The 20,596-nt window shown below is 48.6% G+C and carries 15 protein-coding genes and 1 pseudogene; 11 read left to right on the top strand and 5 right to left on the bottom strand.

Annotated features, from left to right (window positions below):
- Positions 1 to 578 precede the first annotated feature (578 nt).
- Entirely contained in the window at positions 579 to 1,289 is a 711-nt protein-coding gene (locus BLW34_RS03070) for an RNA polymerase sigma factor FliA (protein WP_090575457.1), read from the top strand.
- 11 nt (positions 1,290 to 1,300) lie between these two features.
- Positions 1,301 to 1,423: pseudogene (locus tag BLW34_RS03075) on the top strand (transposase); the annotation flags it as partial.
- Positions 1,424 to 1,506: 83 nt separating this feature from the next.
- On the opposite strand, the gene BLW34_RS03080 reads toward BLW34_RS03075, so the two are convergent.
- Positions 1,507 to 1,926 (bottom strand): RNase H family protein, encoded by a 420-nt coding sequence (locus tag BLW34_RS03080; RefSeq protein ID WP_218138756.1) that lies wholly within the window; start codon positions 1,924 to 1,926, stop codon positions 1,507 to 1,509.
- A 441-nt stretch (positions 1,927 to 2,367) separates the two neighbouring features.
- Here BLW34_RS03080 and BLW34_RS03085 point away from each other — a divergent pair, with 441 nt between their 5' ends.
- A complete protein-coding gene (locus tag BLW34_RS03085) occupies positions 2,368 to 2,973 on the top strand; it encodes a class I SAM-dependent methyltransferase (protein WP_090575463.1) in 606 nt (201 codons plus the stop codon).
- Here BLW34_RS03085 and BLW34_RS03090 read toward each other — a convergent pair.
- The 4 genes from BLW34_RS03090 to BLW34_RS03100 all read right to left on the bottom strand — a co-directional run bounded on the left by BLW34_RS03090 (position 2,945) and on the right by BLW34_RS03100 (position 6,339).
- Positions 2,945 to 3,976, bottom strand: a complete 1,032-nt coding sequence (locus BLW34_RS03090; protein ID WP_090575466.1) for an HNH endonuclease family protein — start codon at positions 3,974 to 3,976, stop codon at positions 2,945 to 2,947. The two genes, BLW34_RS03085 and BLW34_RS03090, sit on opposite strands and share 29 nt — an antisense overlap.
- Before the next feature lie 50 nt (positions 3,977 to 4,026).
- Positions 4,027 to 4,158, bottom strand: a complete 132-nt coding sequence (locus BLW34_RS16745) for a hypothetical protein (protein ID WP_256203546.1) — start codon at positions 4,156 to 4,158, stop codon at positions 4,027 to 4,029.
- A 385-nt stretch (positions 4,159 to 4,543) separates the two neighbouring features.
- Complete coding sequence (locus BLW34_RS03095) at positions 4,544 to 4,786, bottom strand: hypothetical protein (RefSeq protein ID WP_090541249.1); 243 nt, start codon at positions 4,784 to 4,786, stop codon at positions 4,544 to 4,546.
- A 185-nt stretch (positions 4,787 to 4,971) separates the two neighbouring features.
- Complete coding sequence (locus BLW34_RS03100) at positions 4,972 to 6,339, bottom strand: 3'-5' exonuclease family protein (protein WP_090575469.1); 1,368 nt, start codon at positions 6,337 to 6,339, stop codon at positions 4,972 to 4,974.
- 311 nt (positions 6,340 to 6,650) lie between these two features.
- Between BLW34_RS03100 and BLW34_RS03105 the strand changes: the two genes are divergently transcribed.
- The 8 genes from BLW34_RS03105 to BLW34_RS03135 all read left to right on the top strand — a co-directional run bounded on the left by BLW34_RS03105 (position 6,651) and on the right by BLW34_RS03135 (position 20,549).
- Positions 6,651 to 7,340 (top strand): SOS response-associated peptidase, encoded by a 690-nt coding sequence (locus tag BLW34_RS03105; RefSeq protein WP_143037850.1) that lies wholly within the window; start codon positions 6,651 to 6,653, stop codon positions 7,338 to 7,340.
- A 277-nt stretch (positions 7,341 to 7,617) separates the two neighbouring features.
- Entirely contained in the window at positions 7,618 to 8,058 is a 441-nt protein-coding gene (locus BLW34_RS15455) for a hypothetical protein (RefSeq protein WP_143037851.1), read from the top strand.
- Between the two features lie 117 nt (positions 8,059 to 8,175).
- Complete coding sequence (locus BLW34_RS03110) at positions 8,176 to 8,706, top strand: sigma-70 family RNA polymerase sigma factor (RefSeq protein ID WP_090575474.1); 531 nt, start codon at positions 8,176 to 8,178, stop codon at positions 8,704 to 8,706.
- A gap of 217 nt (positions 8,707 to 8,923) precedes the next feature.
- Positions 8,924 to 9,139: an MbtH family protein gene (locus BLW34_RS03115; RefSeq protein WP_090575477.1), complete on the top strand. Its 216-nt coding sequence runs from the start codon at positions 8,924 to 8,926 to the stop codon at positions 9,137 to 9,139.
- A 12-nt stretch (positions 9,140 to 9,151) separates the two neighbouring features.
- Positions 9,152 to 9,889: a thioesterase II family protein gene (locus tag BLW34_RS03120; RefSeq protein WP_090575479.1), complete on the top strand. Its 738-nt coding sequence runs from the start codon at positions 9,152 to 9,154 to the stop codon at positions 9,887 to 9,889.
- A complete protein-coding gene (locus tag BLW34_RS03125; RefSeq protein ID WP_090575482.1) occupies positions 9,867 to 10,568 on the top strand; it encodes a 4'-phosphopantetheinyl transferase family protein in 702 nt (233 codons plus the stop codon). The genes BLW34_RS03120 and BLW34_RS03125 overlap by 23 nt, the downstream gene beginning before the upstream one ends.
- A gap of 85 nt (positions 10,569 to 10,653) precedes the next feature.
- Positions 10,654 to 15,957, top strand: coding sequence for a non-ribosomal peptide synthetase (locus tag BLW34_RS03130; protein ID WP_090575485.1), 5,304 nt, complete (start codon positions 10,654 to 10,656; stop codon positions 15,955 to 15,957).
- Positions 15,957 to 20,549, top strand: coding sequence for a type I polyketide synthase (locus tag BLW34_RS03135; RefSeq protein WP_090575488.1), 4,593 nt, complete (start codon positions 15,957 to 15,959; stop codon positions 20,547 to 20,549). The genes BLW34_RS03130 and BLW34_RS03135 overlap by 1 nt, the downstream gene beginning before the upstream one ends.
- Positions 20,550 to 20,596 lie beyond the last annotated feature (47 nt).

The following is a 20,596-nucleotide window of genomic DNA, read 5'->3' on the forward strand; positions in this document are numbered from 1 at the left end:
AAACAAATGAATCATGTGAGCTAGTAGCATTGATCTATAGCGTGACATTAATCGTGACAGGTTATCTTGCAAGGATCTGAGTAGAGTTGATTATCTATAGCTTTTGCAAGTTACCGCTGATTTAATCTTAGTAAGTAGATACTGCAATTCGTAGAAATTTTAATAATTGTGGCAGGATCAGGAAAATCTATTATAAGTACTTATATATTAATAAGAATTATGGATATGAGATATGTTAAATATGATTTCACGATACTAATCAATAAAATAAATTCTGAATTTAATACATAGAAAATATTTGGCAACATTGCGAAATCGACAAGCAATACTTACTGATAAGACATCAAATTTATGAGATGTATTTGCTTGATGAGAAGTTACAAATACTAGCCAGCTATGCCGGCCAGCGGTTGGGACTTTCCCTACTTCTGCTTTTGTTGTTGAAGTCAAACGGTTAACAGAAAAATTATTGCGCTATTTTTATCCCAATAATACAAGTGAAAGTATCGAAAATTTCATGCATTACGTTATATATGCAGATTATCTAAAATAAGGTGAATTTCTCGGTTTAACTCTCTATGTATACTACATCTGAAATTATCAACAAAGAACAATTCCTTGTTGAATTTACACCGCTAGTAAAACGCATTGCACGCCATATGATGTTTAAGCTTCCTGCAAGCGTGGAAGTAGATGATCTAATTCAAGCTGGCATGATTGGCTTACTGGATGCGATAAGCCGTTATGAAGGATCCTATGGACGCCAATTTGAAAGTTATGCGGTACAGCGTATTCGTGGGTCAATATTGGATGAGTTACGTGAATCTGACTGGTTGCCTCGCAGTCTACGTAAGAAGATGCGGCAGATTGAAGTGGCTATGAGAGTGCTGGAGCAGCGTTTGGGCTGTCCTCCAAGTGAGCAGGAATTAGCAACTGAATTAAACATAACTCTTGATGAGTATCACGAGGCAATGCAGGAAGTGCGTGGTGGTCAATTGATTTATTATGAAGATTTCCAGGAGGAAGACGAAGATCATTTCCTAGATCGCTTAAACTCTGAGTCTGATAATGGACCGCTGGAAATCTTATTGGATAAAAAATTACGGGAATCACTAGTTACAGCGATCGGGAATTTACCGCAAAGGGAAAAAATGGTAATGGGTATGCATTATGAGCAGGAAATGAATTTGCGGGAAATTGGCGAAGTACTCGGAGTCAGTGAATCACGAGTATGCCAAATACATGCTCAAGCAATAGTACGCCTCCGTTTACGGTTAAAAAATTTATGAATTTAAATGGCTTATCAACCGGACCATTAGAAGGTATCAACAACAAGATCAGAGCGTTACACAAAATGGCTTATGGCTTTAGAGATGTCGAATTCTTTAAGCTGAAAATTATGGCGCTGCATGAAACCAATTAGAGCTTGCTCAGAAAGTATAAGCAATAGTTTTTACGCGTAAATATCGTAAAAATCAATGTTTAAGTGCAAGCTTTATAAGCTCACTACTCCGTATGCTTACAATCTTCTCGCAACGCACGCCTCGATGCCCGGTCAACCAAAGCAAACAGTTTGTCAATTTCATCTTTCCTGCTGGACGCCTGATGGCCCATCACTTTAACAAACCGGCAATTGAGCCAGGAATTCAGCCGGTAAAATTGCTGATACAGCTCGTAATGATTCAGTCGCTTGTTTTTACTCGAAAAATAATCATTTTGTTCAAGATGGGCGCGTCTCCCTGGCAGACCGATAATATTTTGCGAATCGGTATAAACCGTCAAAACCGTGTCGCAGCCATTGCTCAAAGCAGTCGTTTCGCTCAGCGCCCACAACAACGTTTGTAATTCCAATCTGGTCGGAGAACTGGTTTGTTCAAAGCGCTTCACTTGCACGGTATCTTTTAGCGATTCTATGGGTGTGGCCAAGTCAGCGATCACCGGTAGGCGCTATACCCTACCTTTAACTGAGTGTTAACACTGCCGTCGGTAAATATCTGTAGGTGATTCATAATGCTTCGATCTTTTCAAAACCAAAGACTGCTCTGGGTTATTTATAAGCAGAGCGAATGATATTCAATAGTTCTTGTTGATTCCTAATCGACCCATGGCTAACTCTCTACTCATGGGAATACTTCAGGGAAATGATATATTGCGATGATGATTGGTAGTTCAATATCCAAGGTAGAAATGCTACTCACTGCATACAGCAATTTTATTGATTTGATAAATGGCAGTAGTTCTCAGCAGTCAGCTACTATAAATTTAAACCTTTATGATGCTAAACAATCAGTGCATTTTTACAATTTTAGCAAAGAATGCAAGATGTTGATGTATATAACAATTTGTTGTGATTAATTAGTATAATTTATGGATGATCAAACCATTTCAGTTTATGACAGCTCTGCTGAGCAAATTGCTGCGTTGCACAAAACGCTAGTGCCAGCTCGTGTTTATCAACTTATTAATCAGTTTTTCGTCAAAAATGGGGTTTGTGCTGATGTTGGCTGTGGCATAGGGCGTGATAGTTCTTGGTTGTCTGAGCAAGGGTACTCAGTTACAGGCATTGATGCTTCGGAGGGAATGCTGCAGCAGGCAAGAGGGTTTTACCCGAATATTTCCTTTGTCCGTGACAGCTTGCCACTATTAGAGAGACAGACAGATTCCTTCTTCGTCAATGTGTTATGTTCCGCAGTCATCATGCATTTGACAGAAGATCAGATTGCTTGTGCAGTAGTAAATCTAGTACGAATTGCCACTGTCGGGGGCATAATAATTGTTTCTTTCCGTGGAACAAATAGCAAAGATCGCCGTGAAAACGGCAAACTCTATAGTGCTATTGAAGTGGATAAATTGGTTTCTTTGTTCGTTCAATCGGAGACCATGTTATTGCATCGTGAAATAGATTACCAAGAAGATAGGAGAGTGGAATGGACTAATATTGTTCTTAAAAAATTGCCACTCCTTGCTGTCTAGGCTGCCATTTACGCCCTCCAGCTCCAATACGAAGGGTTGAGCAATTGTATGCATCTTGCAGGTATGCTTGGCGTTTCTCTGTTGTATTCCCTGTCTGGGAAATAAGCGTTTCTCGAAGGGGGGGGTGTGATGTAATCAGATATTCATTCCGGTTAAAAAGGCGTTCCAGCAATTCAGTGGATGGAAGTCTGTCAAACTTGCCATTTTCGCCGCGATTGCATTCTTGGCAAGCCAGAACTAAATTTGCTATGCCATCAATTGGTTTGCGGCTGTCACACTGCTTTAGCATATGCGGAAAAAAATGATCAACTTCGGCTATTTCTTCCTTTCCAAGAACTACAGAGATTTCCCGAAAACAATAAAAGCACCGCCCTTTCTGATAACCATTCAATGCAGGTCGTGCCGATGTGACTGTGGTACGCCGTATGGCATTGACACCCATAAGTAAACAACTTTCCTCTTCGTATTCTACAAGCATCAAGTTCCGGGAGAGATTGTTTTCCCATGCAGCCTCAACTAGTTGCCAGCGTGACTCGGTTTCTTGTACAAGATTAGCAAATTGCTGCTGTTCCCCTAGACGCATAAAACCTTCTGTTAATTGAATTGCGTTTTTCTTGTTACGTTCATCAATAAAAAAGCGGATACCAATCTCTGTACCATGAACGTTATGGAAAGCATCCAGCACATTAATGAAACCATAGCGCAAAGTATGGGAAGTCATTTCGTCCTTCTCTATTTCACCTTGATTAAATGCACGTAGCTTATCGAGAAATGTACTCTGCTCACTTGTGCCTTGCTTTGGATGTTTTTTTAGATGTTCACAAAGGTGTGCAGCGTATGGCACTGCAAGTTCTTCAAGGGTGATTTGTGTTTTCCCCAATGACTGAAAATCGAAAAGGGTTTTTGCAAGAGCGAATTTGTACGAAGCAGAATTTCGTCCAAAAAGAATAATGGCACGCCAATAATTTTCTGCAGTTGGTTCTATTTCATAAAAACGCGACACGATTCGCTTTGGTCTCCAAAATTTCTTGTTGGTGTCAGTAGGATTTTATTTCAGTAAGCAAATTGATGCAGCTTGAGAAGGCAAGTATTGGGATCATCTGCAAAATACTTTTCAGCCAGCATACCAAGACGCAGCAACTGCTCGTCGTGCTGGCTCAATACTGAAAAATTAGATTTGATCATTTATGCTGATTTTTTGAATACCCATTTACTTTCCAATTTCTTGAAAGGGCTGCTTGACCGCGCGTGTAGTGATTTGTTTCCATCAGGTTAACCTATGGGAAATATATGGCCGCATCAATTTTATGCTTTTTTCGTTATGAATTCTCTCGGGATACCTTTATTTAGTGGGTTTTATAAGGAACTGCTGGCACAGACGAGAGCAATGTTGCTGGTTTGGCATTTTTAGCTAAAACCTATTATCCACAATTTCCGTGGATAAGGCTGTGGGTAACTGCTTTATGTTGAGAGAGGGTAACGGTTATTTCGAATGCCTCAAAAAGACGCTAAAGCTTTTAGAAATCCTGACAGATAAAAATCAGATCATTTCTACCTCGTATACCACGGGTTAACCAGCGGATTTCGGTCTGTTCATAAGTGCAATAATCGTTGCGGTTGGAATGAATCCATCAAACTGTTCTGTCACATCCAGTGCTTCCAATCCATAGAGAAGCCCATTTGTTCCAAACATCGCGGCGCAAAGTGCACAGCCTACGATCTCTCCACCAAAAGGCATGATGAAAAGTGTTCGTCCCAATGTGAGATCGAGTAAATCATAGGCGATGCATACAGCGAGCTTGAGTCCCCACATGGCAGATCCCTGTTAGTTAGTCGTTCCTGAAAAGGTATTTTTCCAAGATATCCATTAAATTTTCCTGGTAGGAAGCATATCATTTTCTGCTGAGAATACTGGACTAACAGCAGCAATAGAGGCTATTGGCCCGACCAGGGGAGTTTGAAGTTGATTACGACAAATTTAATTTTGTAGTTAAAGCTTTACTTGGCTGGGTCAATAATGGGTTGCAGCGATTTGATAGCTTTCTGTAATATCCGGTAGGAGTCTTTGTCGAGCTGGGGTCTGGGTGAGTCCAGGAGTTGCCAGAGTTCATCTTCTGTTTTGGCCGTGCCAAGATAAGCCCAATTATCTATGACGAGCAGATCGCCATCTTCCTTGAGGTAGGCGGGGCCGGTAAAAGGCCAGCTATTGAAGCGCAGGCTAGACAGTGCCGCCATCAGGCGCATCGAGTGCGCCACTAACGGTTCTTCGCCAACGCATCCCCCGCGGCATCTTTTGAGTTGGCGAGCGAAGCAGGGCTTGCCGGGCTTAACCTTTTCCAGTCCAATGATGGCCTTGCAAAGCTCATGCCCATCTGCCAGATCAGCCAATACCTTGTTCGCTTCTCGCAGGCTTTTGAATAGGCCATACAGATTCGATTGCCGGCCAAAATCCAGATCACGGGCATAAGCCACATTGATATGCAAACCTGCTCCGGTTTCCTTAAGCAAGATCGAGCAAAGTTCATTATTGCGGCGAAGTTTCCGGTTATGCGTCGGCTGAAGTTTCTTCACCAACTCGGCTTCCTTGAGCAGCGCACCGATTTCGCCGCCTGTCTCGATATAGCCAATCCGCCGGACCTGCTGCGAGAGGCTCATTTCCTTGGCAGATGAAACATCGCTGGTGAAATGAGAAAGCACCCGTTGGCGAATGTTCATGGATTTGCCAATATAAAGTGGAAGCTCGTTCTCTCCGTAGAACAGATAGACCCCCGGTCCCTGGGGGAGACTATCCAGTATCTGTTCGTTCAAATGCGTCGGGATACTGGGGCGTCCGGTCAGGGCTTTGACTGCAGCGGCAACTTTGGCGGGAGGGATCTGTTGCTGTATCTTCTGCCAGAATTGGTGGATGAGCTGAGCATCCGCCAGCGCCCGGTGACGGCCATTGACCTGTAAGCCATGCCGTTCAATCAGACTATCCAGATTGTGCTTTGGATGCCCCGGGAATAGCCGCCTGGAAAGTTTGACGGTACAGATTGTTGTTGCCTGGAAGTCATAACCTTGGCGTTTGAATGATTGCTTCAGAAACCCGTAATCAAAACGGGCGTTATGCGCTACAAAAAGACGGCCCTCCAGCATCTGGAATACCCGTTGGGCGACATCGGCAAAGGTCGGCGCCTCTGCCACCATCTGGTTCGTAATCCCGGTTAACCTCTCGATAAACGCAGAGATTCGTGTCTCCGGATTGATCAGAGAGCTCCATTCCTGAATATTTGGGCCATCAACCAGGATGATGCCGACTTCGGTGATCCGGTCGACAGATGCCGTGGTGCCAGTGGTTTCAAGATCGACAAAAGCAAAAGGCTGCATTGGCCGAATTCTACGCTAAACTTGAATAACTTAACCCGAATATTTCATAAATTCGCGTGATGATCACGCAGGATTTTGATTAATAGGGAAGTTTTGAGAAGGAGTGGTGTAGTGATTCATACACCCGACTGAGCAAAATCTTTCTTATTAATCAAAAGGTAAGTGAGGACACGTGCCAATTTATGAAATATTCGGGTTAACAACAGCCAAGAGTGTCAATCCGCGTTGGAATTTGCGCATCCTGCTGAAACAACGGTTGTCATGACAGGCGCTTTTAGTCCATTATGAGTCATCTATAAAACATTCATTTAGTGAATAACAATGACGGTATGTGCGGACGTTTTTGCCTGGCTTATCCACGTTCCAGCCTGATCGACTGGTATCATGCGGCGACGATGCCGGAGATCGAGCCGCGTTATAACATCGCGCCTACGACCGGTATTGTGGCCATTCGTGACAGCATCACTGGCCGGGCAGGATCAATGATGCGCTGGGGGTTGATTCCCCATTGGGTCAAGGACCCAAAAAAGCTGCCTTTGCTATTTAATGCGCGCGCGGAGTCGCTTGCGGTAAAGCCGTTGTTCAAAAACGCGTTTCGTTGGCAACGCTGCCTTATCCCGGCTTCGGGTTTCTATGAATGGAAGCCCCTGGCAGAAGGTAAAAGCAAACAGCCCTTCTTTATTTCGGCCAAAGATGGCAATCCATTATCATTCGCTGGCATATGGGAGACAGCAATGGTAGATGAAGTTGTCATCGATAGCTGTGCAATCATCACTACGAGCAGTAATGCATTAATGCGTTCCATTCATGATCGCATGCCAGTGATCATCCCTCCTGAATCCTGGGATAACTGGTTGACCCCTTCCCAGCTACCTGATGACGTCTTATCGTCTATTCTGAAACCGTGTTCTTCCGAGAAGATGCAGTTTTGGGCAGTATCGCCTGCGGTAGGACGGATCAGTAATCAGGGGGAGCAGCTGATCCAGCCAGTAAATGAATGAGTTTTTAAATTGCAGCGTGTCTGATGAGCGCGCCACTGCTGAAAATAAGCAATAAGTATTTTACAAGGCAAATAATAATCATTATCATTTAGATCTCTTTAGGAGAAATTCAGGCTTGGGGTGTGATTTAAAGAGTTTGAGTGGTGCGAGCATTCCTATATGCAATAACACTATCATCACAATCATTCCTCAGTAAAACGAAGCTTTCTCACAGCCAGCCAACAAAGCGCATATCGCATGTCAGCCAGCCATTAATTAATGACTAGGAAATGGCTTTATGTACGAAAAAAAGAGCTTGGCTGACAATAGAAGACACCTCTCACGGGCTTCAAATCGAGGGTGGGCAGTTTGTTTATCGATACCGCTTACTGTTCGCGCAAGCCAGTCCAATTTAGCAAAATCAACTGTAACGAATGACTCGATCTCCGGACATTTAGTCGCTGAGTGCTCCGTTGTTTTGAGCTTCGATGAAACCGTTGCGCTAAAACCTGGTTATGCCCGTAAGAAATCCAGTCACTATAGCGGCGCTGAAAAGGCCGTTTCAACTGAAGAGCTCGAAAAACGAGCTACGTTGCATTCTATTTCAACCATCAATAGCAACACGCTATCGCTAAGCGCTGGCGTTCGCTGTCAAATCGTGAATACATCACGTAGTGGATTTACCCATTGGGTAAGCCTGTTATTTTTAGGGCGACAATCGATCGATTGGTCAAGATAACAACTTATTAAAGGGATGGGCCTATTTTCTAGATTTTAGATTTGATTCTTATTAATAAGAATCATTATTACTAGCATTATTACTATTATTAACAGAATAAAAATAAAGAGGTTTACGATGATACCTGTAGAAAAATGGACTCAGGAAATAAACACATTATTTATTTCGAACCGTGTGCAGTTACGCCGGGCTGCCTACAAAATCCTGGGTGATTGGGAGCGTTCAGACGATATAGTGCAGGATGCTTATATCAAGATAATTGAAATGACAGCGGCTCAGGATATCAGGCAGCCGTTGGCTTATATGTTCCAGATCGTTCGTAATTTGGCTATTGATCATTATCGGCGAATGGTGTTCGAGACAGAACTGTTTGGAATAGACGAAGAAGGACTGCATGTTCCGGCCCAGGCAGACCTGCCTGAAACGCATGCGATCAATCGCCAGCATATTGCGCTGGTTATCCAGGTGCTGGCTAAACTCCCTGAACGCACCAAACGGGTTTTTGAGCTTTACCGGATAGATGGGTATACCCATCGGATGATAGCCGATGAATTAAATATTTCCACTTCCTTAGCAAATATCCTTATTCGCGAAACAACGAATCATTGTAGAAATGCGCTCCAATCCTGTTCTGCAGTGCCGCAATAATTGTTTTTTATTTCGCTTTTGATGATCGTTCCGAATTGGATCAATTTCGCTCGCTAATACTTTAATTCTTTCAATTCATTAGGAATTTATGGTGTTTGCAAAAAGCTTCTGGTTATTTTTTGTATTCTTCATAGGCCGATTCGTCTAGTTTGAATAAGAAGCATTCTTTTTAATAAGTATTAAAAAACTATTTATTCGTAAATCTGAGGTATGTGCTATGACAAGCTGTTTTGATCGCGAAGAGGGTGTGTTCCGTGTTTTGGTCAATCATGAAGAACAATACTCTATTTGGCCGGAATGGAAAGCGATTCCGGGTGGCTGGCAAGATACCGGCGTGCTGGGCGACAAAAAGACCTGTCTGGATCATATTGAGAAAGTCTGGACAGATATGCGGCCGCTCAGCCTGCGGCGTTTCATGGATAACCGCATCTAGTGCAGCGTATTAATGTTGAAACCATTAACGCTTTTCTGTTTGCCGTGTGCAGGCGCAAGTGCAACGATGTATCTACGCTGGCGACGGTTACTGCCTTCCTGGATAACGGTGCAACCCGTTGAATTGCCGGGCCGTGGCAGTCGAATGGATGAGCTGCCGGAAGAAAGCTATGCAGTGCTGACCGAAAGACTGTGCGATGAGCTTGCAGCCACAATGCCTGAACACTACGCCTTTTTTGGCCACAGCATGGGAGCTTTGCTTGCTTATGGGATCACCCATGGTCTGGCTGCCCGGACATTGCCGCTACCCGCTGCATTATTCGTGTCGGGTTGTGCAGCACCGAATCGCCAGGATAGCGAGTGTTACGTCAGGATACAGGGGCAGGCTGCATTGATCGCAGATTTACGCAAACAGGGCGGTACTCCGGAAGAAGTGTTCGATAACCCGGAACTGCTGGCGATGACACTGGATTTATTGAGGATGGATTACCGTGTTTGCGGGAGTTTCCGGCATGTGCCGTTATCGCCTCTGCCCATTCCCATCCATGTTTTTGGCGGGTGTGCGGATCAGATCGAAGCGGAGAAGCTGAATGATTGGCGGCTGGCAAGTACCCTGGCGTTTACCCTGGACTGGTTCGATGGGGGTCATTTTTTTCTTCGGCAGTCTGAAGAAGTATTTCTCCTCGCGTTAATAAAACGCTTGGCGGAAAGTTTAATCGAGGTGCCACATGAAGCGTGTGCCACTGCCTGAGACTATTCCTGCTGGCATCGAAGTCTGGCTGCTCGAGTTCGATTTCGATTCGATCCGGCTTGCTGATGATTGGGCGATGCTGAGCGCTGACGAGCAGGTCCGTGCGCAACGCTTTCATCGCCAGCAGGATCGGGTACGTGCTATAGCGACGCGGGCGGCGCTGCGCCGTTTGCTGGCGGAACGGGTAATGTTGCCGCCAAATGAGCTGCACTTTGTAACAGGCGCCTTTGGTAAACCTCATTTACAAGCGCATGCAGGCATCGAGTTCAATGTTTCCCATGCAGGGAGTTTTGCGTTGATTGCACTCTCCACCCAGGGGGAGATTGGGATCGATATTGAGCAGCGTCAGCGGGATGTCACCCATTTGGATGCGCATGTGCTTTCTTCGGTAGAACATGCAGAGGGAATCTGGTCAAGCCAGAATTTTATCGAGCTCTGGGTAGTGAAGGAATCGGTATTGAAAGCGCTGGGATGGGGGATTGCTGAATACCTGCAAGCCATTACCGTACGGCCAAATCATGACGGCGGCTACTGCATTATCCATGATCAAGGCGAATGGGCCGGAGTCGACGCCTGGTCGATTGGCGTACCTCTGTACTACGCGGCGGCATTGGCGTTGACCCATCAGGGTAAATCGCGAGTGCACGAATACAGCGCCAGTCTTTCCTATGCTGATTAGTGGCAAAAACAATGAAGTGCCAAATACAGGTTTGGGTCGCAAAATTTTTTCCGGTAAAGCACGAATTTATTTTTAGGTGTAAATCATGAATACAAGACTGATTCCCTCTCGCAGTTATCCTGACAACATCGTTAGCCATCTGCAAAGGTTGGCACGGGAACGACCAGCGGACCCTGCGCTGATTGTCGTGAGTGCAGCCGGTGACGAGCTTGTTGACAAGCAATTAGATTATGCTTCGCTCGATCTGCACGTCAGGGCCGTTGCCGCTGTTTTGCAAGATCGTTTCATGCGGGGTGAACGGGCGTTATTGCTGATGGATAACGATGAGCATTACGTGATCGGTTTTCTTGCCTGCCTTTATGCAGGCATGATCGCTGTCCCTGCTTTTCCACCAGAGTCCATCCGGAAACAGCATCTGGCAAGATTGCTCGCGATTGCTGCGGATGCCAAGGCGAGGTGCATTGTCACGGCTAGCCAGTTTTTGCCGCTGATCAATGATGCAGCGATCGCTCAGTTAGCTGGCGCTGATATCCTGACTGTCGATACCCTAACGCAAAGTAGTGGGCAAAATAAGGTGCCCGCATGGCATGCGCGCCTGCCGGAGAAAGATGAGATCGCTTTCCTGCAATATACCTCGGGATCAACTTCCACGCCCAAAGGGGTCATGGTCAGTCACCACAATTTGATGATCAATGCGCGGGTATTTGAAGAAGGCATGTCGATTGATTCAGATGATATCTTCGTGAGTTGGTTGCCGCTTTACCATGATATGGGCCTGATTGGCGGTCTGTTGCAGCCTCTTCATCGCGGTGTTCCCGTGGTCCTGATGACGCCTGGTTTTTTTGTCGAAAGGCCGGTTCGCTGGCTGGAAGTCATTTCGCGCTACCGCGCTACAGTCAGTGGCGCTCCCAATTTCGCTTTCCAGCTATGCGTCGAGCGCGTAAGAAACGCGCAATTACAGGAGCTCGATTTATCGAGCTGGCGCGTTGCGTTCTCGGGCGCCGAGCCGGTGCGCAGAGACACAATGTGGGCTTTCATCGAACGTTTTAGCTCAGTCGGTTTCTCTGCTGGGACGATTTACCCGTGTTATGGTTTGGCTGAGGCAACGCTATTTGTGACCGGCGGCGCCCGCGGAGAGGGGATGAAAGCCCATGACTTTTCTACCGAGAAGCTGGCGCAAGGCAAAGCCGAGGTAGCAGCGTCTGGGACATCCCTAGTGGCATGCGGTTTTCCCGCATCTCATCATTCGATAGCCATCGTTGATCCAGAGAAGTTGATTCCCTTGGCGGATGGCAATGTCGGTGAAATCTGGACAGATGGAGCCAGTCTCGCGTGTGGTTACTGGCAACGCCCGCAGGAGACGGCAGAAACCTTCGTGACCTATGAAGGCAAGCGCTGGTTACGTACCGGAGATCTGGGTTTTATTCACGCCGGGCAATTGTATATTGTGGGGCGGCGTAAAGATCTCATCATTATCCGTGGACAAAATATTTATCCACAGGATATTGAACTGGTGATCGAAGAAGAAGTGGAAGCGGTGCGTAAAGGCCGGATTGCCGCATTTTCAGTGGAAACCAGAGATGGTGAAGGAATCGGTATTGCCGTTGAGGTATCGCGCAATATGCAGAAACTCGTTTCTGCCGAAACCCTTGTGAACGTATTGAATGAAACGGTCAGTATCAGTTGCCAAGAACCGTTGTCTGTAGTGGTGCTCCTGAATCCGGGGGCCTTGCCTAAAACCTCGAGTGGAAAACTGCAACGCGCGGCCTGCCGTCAGGGATGGCGTGAACGTACGCTGGATGCCTATGCCATCTACGAATTTGGCGGTTTCGTAATCGGTGGTAGCACTCAACCACCGCAAGCATTGACTGATGAAACGGAGATGGTGTTGGCAGCCATCTGGCAATCTGTGTTAAATCACACTGAGCTGGGGCGTGAAGATCATTTTTTCGCCATGGGTGGCAACTCACTCGCTACGGCTCAGGTTGCGGCGCGTATCTCAGATCATTGGCAGATCAATTTCTCTCCGCGCAGCCTGTTTCAGCATCCCCGGCTGCATGCGTGCGCAGCGGAAATTAAGCATCTTTTATCAGCTGGCTGTTCCCCGCTGGCAGCTGATTCTCGCATAGTGCCTGTTCAACACGGAGTCAATTCAATCCCGTTGTCTTACGGACAGCAGCGGCTGTGGTTTCTTTGGCAGCTCGATCCCGCCAATACTGCCTATCATATTCAATATGCATTACGGCTGGCAGGATTGCTCGATGTCCAGGCATTGCATGCGAGCTTTCATGGTTTGATCGAGCGACATGAGTCATTACGCACGATTTTCTGTATCGGCACGGATGGATCGGCTGAGCAGGTGATTCAACCGCTGCCTCAGTTTGTGATGACGCAGATCGATTTAGGTGAGGTGGCTGCTTCAGAGCGGACGGCGCGGGCAGCAGCAGAAGCGCAGCGTATGGTCTCGATACCCTTTGATCTCACGCAAGGTCCGCTATTGAGAGTAGCGCTGGTGCGGATGACGGAGAACGAGAGCATCTTGATTATCGTCATGCACCATATCATCTCTGATGGCGCTTCCATGCAGATCATGATTGATGAATTGGCCGCCCGTTATCAGGCTCATCTACGGGGAGAAACCGCTTCCCTTAATAACTTGCCTATCCAGTATGCGGATTACACTTTATGGCAGCAAAAGTGGCTGCAGGCAGGGGAAAAAGAAAGGCAATTGGCTTACTGGCAAGATTACTTGGGCAGCGAACATCCGATTCTGACGCTCCCTACTGATCGCCCCCGGCAACCGCTTACCAGTTATCAGGCGGCACGACACCGCTTTGACTTACCCACCGCTGTTTTAAGCAAATTACGCAAGCTCATCCAGGATCGTGGCGCCACCCTCTTCATGGCATTATCAACCGCCTTTCAGGCATTGTTGTTCCGGCATACAGGCCAGCACGATATCCGTGTGGGCGTGCCGATAGCGAATCGCAATCGGGTAGAAACGGCTGGTCTGATCGGTTTCTTCGTCAATACGCAAGTATTACGTGGTCAATTACATGGCCGGATGACCTTGGCTGAGCTTTTGGAGCAAGTGCGGGAAGCGGCGATTGAGGCGCAAGCTCATCAAGATTTGCCGTTTGAACAACTGGTTGAAGCACTGCATCCTCAGCGGGATGTGCGCCATAGTCCGCTGTTCCAGGTGAGCATTAATCATTTGGTGAGAGATGACCAGGCACTGCAGAAAATTTCTGCACTTGCGATCACAGACTATCCTCTCCCTGAGCAGTCAGCCCAATTTGAACTGATATTCGAAACAGTCGAATCACCGGATGGGAGCATACGAGCTAGTTTCATTTACGCTGCTGATCTTTTTGATTCTTCCCTGATGGCGCGACTGGGACGTCATTATGTGTCTATCCTGCGCGCACTGGCGGAAAACCCGGAAGGAGCGATAGGGGACATTAACCTGTTAAATCAGGAGGAGGTATTACAGCTCAGAAACTGGGGTGTGGCGGTGCCACCCGCATCCGCTGCTCAGTTTGTGCACCAGCTCATAGAACAGCAGGTAGAGAGATGCCCTCAACTAGCCGCGGTCATCTCGGGTCATATTGAGTTGAGTTACGCGGAGCTCAATCGCAGGGCAAACCGGTTGGCGCATCGGCTTATCAGTCTTGGCGTTAAACCAGAAATTAAGGTTGGGATTGCAGTGGAGCGATCTATTGAAATGATCATGGGTCTGTTAGCGATCTTGAAGGCAGGCGGAGCTTACGTACCGCTTGATCCGGGGTATCCGGGAGAACGCCTGAGTTACATGCTGGAAGACAGCGGCATTCAGTTGTTGTTGACACAAACTCATATCAGATCGCGTATTCCGCAGAGGGAAGGACTGACAATTCTGGAATTCGACGCGCTGGATCTAAGTACAGGAATAGAGACTAACCCGGTGGTGAGATTGCATGGGGATCATCTTGCCTATGTCATCTATACCTCTGGATCAACTGGCCGCCCCAAGGGCGTTTCAGTTGCGCATGGTCCGCTGGCCATGCATTTGACTGCAATTAAAAAGGTTTACGACGTTCGGCCCGGGGATCGGGAGTTGATGTTTTTCTCCATGAATTTTGATGCAGCGGTGGAGCAGTGGACTACTCCCCTGATTGAGGGGGCGGCGATTGTCTTGTCTTCCGCAAATGATCTGGCAGGGGAGGGCTTTGTTGATTTGATCGAAAAGCACCAGGTAACAACGTTACATCTTCCCCCCGCTTATTTGCGCATGTTGCTGCCGTTGCTGGACAATAAAGCGCTTTCAGTGCGCTTGTGCATCGCAGGAGGAGAAGCCTGGTATGCCACAGACGTTGCAGCTACCCAGGCTACCTTCCAGAACGTCCGGCTGGTAAACGCCTATGGCCCGACTGAAACTGTGATAACGCCTGCAGCCTGGATCAGTCATGCTTCTGAAGAACATGCGCTAACATCTGTTGATGGAGATTATGCGCCGATCGGACAACCAGTGGGCGCACGTAGTTTATATGTGCTGGATACCGAGCTCAATCTCGTGCCTCTGGGTACCACAGGAGAGCTTTATGTAGGAGGAGAGGGGCTGGCGCGGGGGTATCTTGATCGTCCTGCATTGACCAGCGAGCGTTTTATTCCTGACCCATTTGCGCAAAGGGGAGGCCGCCTCTACCGGACCGGGGATTTAGTCCGCTGGCGAAGTGATGGGCAGCTTGAATATCTCGGCCGGGTTGATCATCAGATCAAGATTCGCGGTTTTCGCGTTGAACTGGGTGAGATTGAGTCACAGCTGCTAGCTCAGGCAGGAGTGCGTGAAGCGGTAGTGGTGGCGCAAGAGGGACGAAATGGCCTGCGTCTGATCGCTTATGTAGCCGCCCATGCTGGAATGCTGCTCAATGCATCGTTGTTAAAAACAGCATTGGGTGCTGTTCTGCCTGATTACATGATTCCCAGTTTATTCATTTTTCTGGGTACGTTACCGCTCAACCCTAATGGCAAGATAGACCGCCAGGCGCTTCCTTCCCCAGAGCAATTCGATCAACCGGATTATGAGCCGCCTGTTAATGCGATCGAGGTCATAGTTTCGGAAATCTGGGCCGAAACGTTGGGCGTTCCCAGAGTTGGACTGTACAACAATTTCTTCGATCTGGGTGGTCATTCACTGCTGTTGATCAAGATTCAACACCGGTTGCAAGAATGCTTAAATACGCCCATTTCCATCGTTGATCTCTTTAAATATCCCACTGTGGCGAGTCTGGTGAAATTTCTCAGTCAGGGAAGCACGGATCACGTGTCTTTGCAGCGCCACCAGCAGCGAGCCCAGCGGCAGCGAGGCGCTTTTATTCAACGTACCCAAAAAGCAGAAAGGATACACTGATGAACAATATAGAAGAATCGCCAGAATGCGCAGACATTGATATTGCCATCATTGGTATGGCGTGCCGTTTTCCCGGTGCGAATGATATTGGAGCTTTCTGGCGCAATATCCGGGATGGAGTGGAGTCGATTACTTTCTTTACCGATGAGGAATTGCTGGCGCGCGGCGTCCCTGCGGGCGTATTGAATGATCCGCGCTACATCAAAGCAGGTGCTCACCTGGAAAATGTCGATCACTTTGACGCGGCTTTTTTTGGCTATACCCCGCGGGAGGCGGCGGAGACGGATCCGCAGCATCGGCTTTTCCTTGAAGTGGCCTGGCAGGCCCTGGAAGATGCCGGTTATGATGCATCAATCTATCCTGATCTCATCGGGGTATACGCGGGTTGCGGTGTGGATACCTATCTACTGCTAAATCTGCTGTCCAGTGGAAGAATGTCGGACAGGCAGGATATTTCCTCCCTGCAGGGGCTAATGAACGGCAACAATAAGGATTCTATGACGACGACTGTCGCGTATAAGCTTAACTTGCGCGGTCCCGGCATTACCGTTCAGACGGCCTGTTCCACCTCGCTGGCAGCGACCCATGTGGCTTGCCGCGGCCTGCTCAATCATGAGGCCGATATGGCGCTTGCCGGGGGCGCCTGGATCAACCTGTTGCACGAGGGAGGATACCACTATCAGCCCGGTGCCATTCTTTCTCCTGATGGACATTGCCGTGCTTTTGATGCCAAGGCTGCTGGCACGGTGATAGGAAGTGGCGTGGGTATTGTGGTCTTAAAGCGGCTGGCCGATGCGCTGGCCGATGGTGATACCATTCATGCCGTGATTAAAGGTTCAGCTATCAATAATGATGGTTCAGCCAAGGCCGGGTATACCGCGCCCAGCATAGAAGGGCAGGCGGAAGTCATCCTGGCTGCTCAGGCCATTGCAGGCATATCTGCCGATACCATCAGCTATATTGAAGCGCATGGGACCGGCACGACGCTAGGCGATCCGATCGAAGTTACGGCTTTGACACAGGCTTTCCGGGAAAGTACCGAGCGACGGGGATTTTGTGGTATTGGCTCAGTCAAGACCAACGTCGGTCATCTCGATGCGGCTGCTGGGGTAGCGGGTCTGATTAAGACGGCGCTCTCATTGAAACACCGGATGCTGCCGCCGAGTTTAAATTTTGAGCAACCCAATCCGCAGATCGATTTTGCATCGAGCCCTTTTTACGTCAATACTATCAGTAAGGTTTGGCCGAGTGGCCCGACGCCACGGCGTGCCGGGGTCAGTTCATTTGGGATTGGTGGAACCAATGTTCACGTGGTCCTCGAAGAAGCGCCGCCAATTCATCCCTCCAGCCCTTCACGCGATTGGCAAATGCTCACCTTTTCAGCGCGCAGTCATCATGCACTTGAGGCGATGCTGACTCGATTGAGGGAGCATCTGATGGCGCATCCTGAGGTGCCATTGGCCGATGTCGCCTATACCCTCCAGATCGGAAGAAAAGGCTTTGCTCACCGGACGATCGCGTTATGCCGCGACCATGATGATGCAGTGGGTCTGTTAAAAAACCGGGACACGGAGCGGTTTCTAACGCAGCAAGTGATAGTCGAAAATCGCCCGGTCGCATTTCTTTTCCCCGGACAAGGGGCTCAGTATGTTGATATGGCGCGGGATCTGTATCAAAGTGAACCCGTTTTTCGCCAGGAATGTGATCGTTGTTTCAAGCTGTTAGAACCCCATCTTGATTTTGAGTTATTGACCGTCTTGTACCCTGGTTCAGATGAAGCTGACAAAGTTGCAGCAGCAGCACGGCTGGCGCAAACGGAGGTGACGCAACCCGCGCTTTTCGTGATTGAATATGCCTTGGCGCAACTGTGGAAGTCATGGGGTATCCAACCCACAGCAATGATTGGCCATAGCGTTGGCGAATACGTGGCTGCCTGCCTGGCAGAAGTCTTCTCCCTGGAGGATGCGTTGCGCCTGGTCGCGATGCGCGGGCGTTTGCTCCAGCAGATGGAAACGGGCGCCATGTTGGCTGTGATGCTATCCGAAACGGAGCTCACGCCTTATCTGATTGCAAATTGCGATTTGGCAGCCATCAACGGACCTGAGCTTTGTGTATTATCCGGCCCGGCTGCAGTCATTGAAGCTGTCGAGCAAAGTCTCACGAATAAGGGAATAGTAAGTCGGCGGCTGCATGTTTCCCATGCCTTTCATTCTGCCATGGTGGAGCCCATGCTCGCTGGTTTTGTTGAGAAGATTGCTCAAATTGAGTTGCGTCAACCAAAAATTCCGTTTATCTCCAATCTGAGTGGTAGCTGGATTACACCGTGCGAGGCCATCGACGCGAGTTACTGGGGGCGGCACCTGCGGGGAACTGTGCGTTTCAGCGATGGGTTACATAAACTGCTGAGTAACCCGGCGCAAATTCTTCTGGAAGTGGGGCCAGGGGAAACCCTGATCACGCTGGCGCAACGGCATCCTCAGGCAAAACCTGAGCAGCTCCTGCTCTCATCTTTACCGCATCCCAGCAAGGGCCATCTGGCTCAGAGACATTTATCGCTTAGCCTCAGCAAGCTTTGGTTGAGCGGGTTGACAATCAACTGGCGGAATTTTTATGCAAATGAGCACCGCCACCGCGTTTCATTACCGACGTATCCATTCGAGCATCAGTCCTACTGGGTGCAGCCGGCAGGGCAAAACCTTGAAGTGCCCAATAATAACGCCGGCATACAGCAGCGCAACAGGGAGGTCCGATCAGAAGCTTGCCCGCTGGATAGCTGGTTTTATGCGCCATCATGGCGGCGCGACGAGGGTACGGCGCTTAATGACATCTTGACCAAGCAAACCGGCTCTCTGCTGATTTTCAGGGATAAGCACCCTCTCGGGATAGAACTCACTGCCCATTTGCTCATGCATGGCATCGAGCCTATCGTGATCGTCGCGGGTACCCGGTTTCGACGGCAGGATAAAAATCACTATACCATTCGCCCTGGAGAGCGGCTTGATTATGATCACCTGTTGCGCAGCATTCGCGATGATGGCAAAACCATCGGCCATGTCCTCCATTTCTGGAGCATGACCACGGTTAACCAAAACCGCGCTCAAAGTGAAAGCCAGCTGAGGAATTTCTTTAGTCTGTTCTATCTCGCCCAGGCGTTGGAGTGGACTAAAGCGCTTATTCCTGCGGGGGAAAAGATAGCCATCACGGTCATCACCAGTCAGTTGACGGATGTGACCGGCAATGAGCAACTGCATCCCGAGAAAGCGCTTCTACTGGGACCATGCAGAGTGATTCCTCAGGAATATTCCTATCTCGGTTGCCGTATCATTGATGTCGAATTCCAGCCCACAGAGAGTAGCGCCCGATTACGGCTGATCAAACAGATTCTTGCCGAGATCCAAACCGATTCCCTTGCATCCATTGTCGCCTATCGGGGCCCGCATCGCTGGGTTCAAACCTTTGAGCCTATCCAGTTAGCTAAACCTGTCAGCACTTCTCTTAAACAAGGGGGGGTTTATCTGATCACCGGTGGATTAGGCGGCATCGGCTTGACGCTGGCCGAATATCTCGCCCAGACCCGGCAGGCAAAACTGGTGTTATTAGGGCGTTCTCCTCTTCCGTCACGGGAATGCTGGCCAGAAGTGCTGTCAACCAGCAGTCAGGAAGACGCCACTCGGCACAAAATTGAAAAAATCATGCATCTGGAAGCACTGGGCGCCAATATGCTGGTAGTGAGTGCGGATGTGGCCAATCAGGCTGACTTGAAGGCGGCTGTGACCCGGGCACGCCGCCATTATGGCGCGATTGACGGCGTGATTCACGCTGCAGGTGAAGTCAGCAGCGGTTTGATTTCAGCGAAAACGGAAGAAACGATGACCCGGATATTCGCCCCTAAAGTGCAGGGAATGCGTGCCCTGCGAGCTGTATTTAAGGATAAGCCGCTGGATTTCATGATTTTATGCTCTTCGCTCGCGACGATTGCAGGCGGTCTCAGCAAAATCGATTATTGTGCTGCCAATGCGTATCTTGATGCCGTCGCGCACGCCGCCTATCGTGCATCTCCATTTCCTGTCATTTCGATTAATTGGGATAGCTGGCGTGAAGTCGGTATGGCCGCAAATATGGCGATGCCGGATGGCGTGGGAATCGCTCCTAAAGAAGGGGCAGAGGTTTTCGAACGCATCGTGAGCAGTCAAAGAAGGGCGCAGGTAATCGTTTCTACGCTTGATCTGCACACGCGGCTCAGCCAGACCCAGGAAGAACTGGTTGCTCAGCCCTTTGCATTCGCTCCCGCAGTCAGGGTAGGGAGATTCCCCAGACCTGCATTACAGACCCTGTTCAGGTCTCCTGAAAGTGAATTGGAGAAGCATATCGCAGAGGTTTGGCAGAGCCTCCTGGGAATGGAGAGCATCGGCATGGATGACAATTTATTTGAATTGGGCGGAGATTCCTTGCTGGGCATACAGCTGCTGTCCAGGGTGCGGGCAAGTTTTGCTGTCGACTTGCATCCGGCAGACTTCTTCAGATCACCCACCATCGCCGGTCTGGCGGCATTAGTTGAGACAAAGCTACTGGATGAAGCCGAGTGTTCCTAATTGTGCCGATGGGTTTTGCGTGAGCGATGATCGGATAGCGGGAAGTA

The sequence above is a fragment of the Nitrosomonas sp. Nm58 genome, from assembly GCF_900107335.1.
Lineage (GTDB): Bacteria > Pseudomonadota > Gammaproteobacteria > Burkholderiales > Nitrosomonadaceae > Nitrosomonas.